Below are 6,215 nucleotides of genomic sequence, written 5' to 3' on the forward strand. Positions count from 1 at the left end.
TCGTTTATTGGATACACCTTTTTAGTTTAATACAAGTTTTTACTGTAATTTATTCGTTAGATCAGTTCTGACCAACAAAACATCACACTTGGCCACGCGCACGACATAATCCGCTACAGAGCCAATCATTGTCCGTTGTAAAGCGCTCATTCCTGTTGCACCCATCATGATCAAATCGTCGCCAAACTTTTTAGGAGCCACCTCAGCAATGATCTTAGCTGCATTGCCAGATTCAATTGAAACTGACACATCATCAAAATTGTATTTTTCATGGATAGTTTGTTGTAACATTTCAACATATTCTTTGGTTCTTCGGTAGGTGATATCTAAATAATCTGTATTTGATCCCATGTGCCCATAAACATCTAAGAAACGGCTTGTTTGGATGATAGAAATAATATCTAAATGTGCCGAATTTCGTTTGGCAGTAAACACAGCTTTAGTCACAGCAAGTTCAGCATTTTTTGAGCCATCCACCGGAACCAGAATTCTATTGTATTGCATTGGGTTTACCTCTCACTTCAGTCTTCTAAGTTGATTATAATCAATATTAGCCTGTAGCGCTACCATTTGAGAAAAATTTATCCATCCCGTAAAAAAAGTCCCAGATGTAAACATTCATGCAGACCGGCAGATGTTTACATCTAGAACTTTCTTTTTAACATAATAAGATAAACGCATTAAATTAATATTAACTACCCATTGTGTCAGCTAACTCTTTAAACCACTTGGCGCTTTTTTTAATTTCGCGAGCTTGCGTATCAAAGTTCACGTAAAACAGGCCATAGCGTTTGTTATACCCGTTTGCCCAAGAAAATTGATCTTGCAACGACCAAACAAAGTACCCTTGAACATCAACACCTTCATTTCTTGCTTTGAGCAAGGCTTCTACATGTTGATCAATAAAATCAATTCGTGGTTCATCATCAATTTCTTCACCAATACCCTTGTATTCATCCTTATAACCAAGGCCATTTTCAGTAATATAGATTGTTTTACAATTCTTATAAGTTTTGCTAACCCATTTAAGCATGTCGTACAGACCTTTAGGATAAATATTCCAATCCCAATCGGTTGTAGGAATTTCTGGATTTTTAACATGCTGACCGACGCCTTTAAACTTAAACGAACTCGTACCTTTTTCGCCTGTACCGTTAAACGTGTTCGTACTTTCGCCATTATATGCCGCAACAAATGATGGTTGGTAATAGTTCATTCCAAAGTAATCATTACGAGTTGAAGCCTTTTTCAAAGTTTCCATATCTCCTGGTTCAATGGTGAGATGCGCATCGTTAGCTTTTAAAACTTCGTTTACTAATTTCATTGTATCCGGTTCATATTCACCTTTAAAAGTCCCATCGAGTAAAAAGGTGTTCATAAAAGCATCTTCACATTGAGCAGCATGTGTATTTTCCGGTGTGTTTGGATAAGGATAAACAGGCTGTAGCACATGAATTAAGCCAATCCTCCCTGTATAACCTTTATCTTTGAATAAATTAACAACCCGCGCATGGGCCAGTAGTTCATTATGTTCAGCTTGAATTGCATTAGATACATCAAAATGATGATTAGGTGGAAAATTACCTTGAATATACTGAGAAAATGCTAAAGAAATTAACTCATTAATTGTAAACCAATTTTCAATCTCAGAGAATTCCTTAAAACAGAAATCAGCATAGTCTACAAAATAGTCAATATTCTTCCGGTTTAGCCAATCACCATCTTCAAACAAGGTCTTCGGTGAGTCAAAATGATGTAAAGAGACATACGGTGTCACCCCATTATCAATACAACATTTAAACAATCGATGATAATAATCTACCCCTGCTTGATTTGGTTTTCCATAACCTTCAAGGAAAATGCGAGTCCATGAAATGGATAAACGAATTGCATTGAGACCGTACATCTTGGACAACATAATATCTTCCGGATATAAATGATAAAAATCACTTGCCGGATCAGGCGCAAACCGCCCCTGCTGTTTTAAATAGTCATCCCACATGGTTTTCCCTTTTCCATCAACCTTCGTGGCTCCTTCTACTTGATAGGCCGCAGTAGCACCTCCCCAAACAAAATTCTTTGGTAAAGACTTCACACGTTTCAATAGTGTCATACTAATTTCACTCTCCTCATTCTAGGCTCGCAACTACTTTGGTGCATCAATTCCGAGTTGTGTTTCTATTTTGTGAATACGTTCATATTCATCAATAAAGAATGTCACCTCATCTTTTAGCATCATGGTTGTCATTAATGTGTCTTGACCATGAACCATAATAAACGTCACATCCATGTCACTACCACCCGCTTCTTTACTAAGCAGTTTAGTTTGTTCATTGTGGGCATCCACAATTGATTGGTTAGATTCTTCAACCAAAGAGCGGGCATGGTCAAAATTACCTTTACGAGCCTCCTGCAAGGCCTCAATTAAATCAGTTTTAGCGTCACCAGCATAGGCAATAATAGCAAACCCAGTCATTGAAATTTCTTCTTTAGTAGCCATATTATATATCCTCCATTTATTTAGAAATTACTGCTAAGGCAGCACATTTTCACTTTCCTGAATTAACCTTTGAATGTGAATGATAAAGTAAACCCTTTCATTTTCATTCAAAGTAATCTTCAAGTTTGACTCTAACTGTCCACAAATCTTTCCAGAAATTTCATATGATTTTGGATAAAGTCGATGAAAATCTTGTTCAATATTATTATTCAAAACATGATCATCAAGAGTTTTGTTCTGTACTCTTTCAACCAAATATTGTAAATGAATCATCAATCGATCAAAATAGTTTTGATTGTTTAAATTACGTTTTATCCCATATTCCTTGAACACCGCATTCACAATTCTGTTCACTTTCATACTTAAGGTATCGGTCGGATCTGATTCAGCATCAACACCTTTTGCATTAATAAAATGTAAGGCAATATTCTTTATTTCAGCGTCTGGAAAATGGACATTTAAATTTTTATTAATCAGCTTCAATACGTCTTTGGCAATTGCATATTCAGTTGGATACCGTTCATGAATATCCGGCACCATACTTGTTTGATATTTTCCGTTCATTAAATGCTTATACATTTGAAAAATGTGATCAGTTAAGGTGACATAGATATAATTTAAAACTGAATAATGGTACGTCTTCTTAGCCATATCAATAGCTGTAAATGAAGTGACAACAATATCAATCGGAACGTCCTTGAGCAATGTGGCAAAATGTTTTTTAATACGATCATCTTCCAAATACAAAAGGTTGTCCGCATCCGATGACAAAATTTCATCCCCAGGACGTTTTTGATAACCAATACCCTTGCCGGATACAATGGCTTGCTTTCCTTTTCCTAGTTCAACGAGCACACTATTGTTATTGTATACTGAACGAATCACTAGTCGCATTTTCCCACCTCCAGTAAGAACTTTTTATATTATTTAGTAAAGTCTGTACCTTTCAAATTATCCAAAACAAAGTTTAAAGCTTTCTCAGGATCTCGAGTTAAGGCAATATATTGTTGACCTTTAGTAGCAACTAACTTGATGCCTAATCGATCCGTATCACTCTTTAAATCATCATAATAAGTTCGCACTTGGGGTGCCAAAACAACCATATCATAATTTGGTAAAATATCATGATGTGAACCATAAGCACCAGCGCTTGCCACAATTGGCTCCTTGTACTGTTTTGCAGCTGAAGTTAAGGCATTGCAAGCTGCTCACTGGTACCACCACCAGCACATAACACAAGAACCTTAACCTCACGTGCAAGTCTCTGACTCAGATTCGAACTCGAATTTGTTTGTTCTGTTTTAGATACTGTTGCAGTATCACTACTGCTTTCTTCTACAACCGCTGCTTCTGCATTATTGTCAACTACTTGTGTACCATTAACACTAACGGCCTCCTGTGCGTCAACCTGGGCTTCTTTAGCCACTAAAGTAGCATCAAATGCACGACAGAATGGTAAATAAATTAATGTATCAAGAACAAGCAAGATGACCATCAAAAGCAAGGATATTGGCTGAAAATTAGTATCCATAAACGCCCCGATTGGTCCAGGTAAAGCCCACGATAGAATATACATAAAGCCATTCATATGAAGTAAATCAATGAATAACTTACCAATAAGAACATTGATCATTGGTGTTATAACAAACGGAATAAAGAAGTAAGGGTTCAAAATGATTGGGGCTCCAAATAACAAAGGTTCGTTAACCGCAAACATAACTGGAATTACTGACGCCTTACCAATTGCTTTCATCTGTTTTGAGCGCATCAGAAAAATAAAGATAAAAGGAACAACAAACGTTGCACCAGTTCCACCAAGTTCACCAACGAAATTTAAAAAGTTTTCTGTTAAAGCATGAATTGGAAAATGACCAGCCTTGAACAGCGTAAGATTAGCAGTAGTATTGCCATACAATGCAGCTTCAAAGGCTGGTTTGACAACTGAAGGGCCGTGAATACCTAAGAACCAGAACATTGGAATTAAAAATTCAATAAGGGCTAATCCAGCATAACTGTCAGCACCTTTAAATAGTGGTTGGATCAATGTTGCAATTAAAGCTGAAAATGGAACGTGTAATGTTGCTCGAACGATTACATCAACAATTCCACAAGCTAATACAGAAAACGCAAATGGAAAAATGTCACGGAAGTTTTGTGAAATTGTGCCTGGAACTTCTTTGGGCATTTTAATCGTAATATCTCGTTCCACACAAAATCTGTAAATATTTACAGTTGCAAATGCAGAAACAAAAGCTGATAAAATTCCTTCAGTACCAAAGTATGTACCCAGATAAGCACCACTCTTAGTAGTTCCAATAGCTAATAGCATGAAACCACACATTGCAGCCATCATGGTGGAAGTACTATTGATAAATTTTCCACCTTTAATTTTGTGATTCATAGAACCAGTCAACGCTTTAGCCGTTGTACCAGCTACATAAAAACCAACAAATCCCATCGTATAATTGTAAATTTTGTTGAACCAATTAATTAGATCAGTTGGAACGTTTAACCCAATCAACGTTGGAATATTTGCTAAAAGAATAAAGACACTTGAAAAAAGAATAATTGGCATTGCTGCTAAGAAACCATCTTTAATTGCCATCAAGTAAATATTCTTGGAGATCTTTTCAAAGAACGCTTGATGCTTTTCAAGTCTACTAATTATGAAATTCATAATATAACTTCCTTCCTATATAAATAAAATGGGTCTACACTTTCTGGTATTGGTGAATAACTAATACCGGTTTTTTGTCTGTTTTGAAAATCAGAAAAATAAAAAAGGACATCTGTCCTCTTTGTGCTACGATTTAATCGCCAAAACAAATCGAAAAGAGGAAATTCAGATGTCCCTAACTAATTCTATCTTATGCTTATTCGAAATAACAGACCCAAACTTAATTGTCACTGGTATTTCTAAAGAACGGTGTTCCAATTCATGTCGTCCATGCAACTTTGTCTTATCAACTTTTAAAGTGCCCACATTGTGGCCATAAAAGCTTAATTAAAAACGGAACTCACATGAGTCACCTGCGTTTAGGAACCTTATCCGGTGGTCGTTACGAAATGCATTTAAAACGTCAAAGATACCAATGTAAAGATTGTTCAAAAACCTGTGGTGCTAAAACTAAGTTGGTTAATCGTAACGAAACTTTCACACATAATATCAAACATCAAGTGATCGTTTTGGCACGCGATATGTTGACGAGTAAAGAAATTGCTAAACTTTGTGGAATTTCGCCAAGCAGTGTTCAACGAATCCTAAATGCCAATATTCACTTAGCCTATCGTGTTAAACATCTCCCAGAGAATCTTTGCTTTGATGAATTTCGTTCCTGTAATCACTGGATGTCCTTTAATTGTTGCGATGCCGTTAGTCATCGCCGAATTGTTACTTTAAAAGATCGGCTAAGTAAAGATATCATTGACTACTTTGAAGCTCGTTTTTCGGTTCAAGAACGTGCCCAAGTTCAATCAGTGACGATTGACATGAATGCTGAATATGGCAGCTTCATTCATCGCTTATTTCCCAATGCGGCCACGATTATCGATCGTTTCCATATTATTCAACTGGCTGGGCGTGCCTTAGATAATGAACGCACGCAGACCATTCGTACTATCCAAGATAAGCATTCACGAATTTATCATATTTTAAAATCTCAATGGCGTTTATTTCATCTTGATGAAATAAAAGTTAATGATTCTAAGGCTGTTT

General features: G+C 36.3%; 5 protein-coding genes and 1 pseudogene. 1 reads left to right on the forward strand and 5 read right to left on the reverse strand.

Features of this window, described 5'->3' with window-relative positions:
* Positions 1–39 precede the first annotated feature (39 nt).
* From DD627_RS07590 to DD627_RS07610, 5 genes and pseudogenes are all read right to left on the reverse strand, one after another.
* Entirely contained in the window at positions 40–504 is a 465-nt protein-coding gene (locus DD627_RS07590; RefSeq protein WP_057783674.1) for a universal stress protein, read from the reverse strand.
* A 187-nt stretch (positions 505–691) separates the two neighbouring features.
* A complete protein-coding gene (gene lacG / locus DD627_RS07595) occupies positions 692–2,113 on the reverse strand; it encodes a 6-phospho-beta-galactosidase (RefSeq protein WP_260275006.1) in 1,422 nt (473 codons plus the stop codon).
* Between the two features lie 33 nt (positions 2,114–2,146).
* Positions 2,147–2,500, reverse strand: coding sequence for a PTS lactose/cellobiose transporter subunit IIA (locus tag DD627_RS07600; RefSeq protein ID WP_260275007.1), 354 nt, complete (start codon positions 2,498–2,500; stop codon positions 2,147–2,149).
* A 33-nt stretch (positions 2,501–2,533) separates the two neighbouring features.
* Entirely contained in the window at positions 2,534–3,394 is an 861-nt protein-coding gene (locus DD627_RS07605) for a PRD domain-containing protein (protein ID WP_260275008.1), read from the reverse strand.
* Between the two features lie 29 nt (positions 3,395–3,423).
* Positions 3,424–5,177: pseudogene (locus DD627_RS07610) on the reverse strand (PTS lactose transporter subunit IIBC).
* A 344-nt stretch (positions 5,178–5,521) separates the two neighbouring features.
* Between DD627_RS07610 and DD627_RS07615 the strand changes: the two are divergent.
* On the forward strand, positions 5,522–6,215 hold a 694-nt coding region (locus tag DD627_RS07615; protein WP_286984610.1), incomplete at its 3' end, for a transposase.

The organism is Pediococcus sp. (assembly GCF_003533255.1).
GTDB lineage: Bacteria > Bacillota > Bacilli > Lactobacillales > Lactobacillaceae > Pediococcus > Pediococcus parvulus.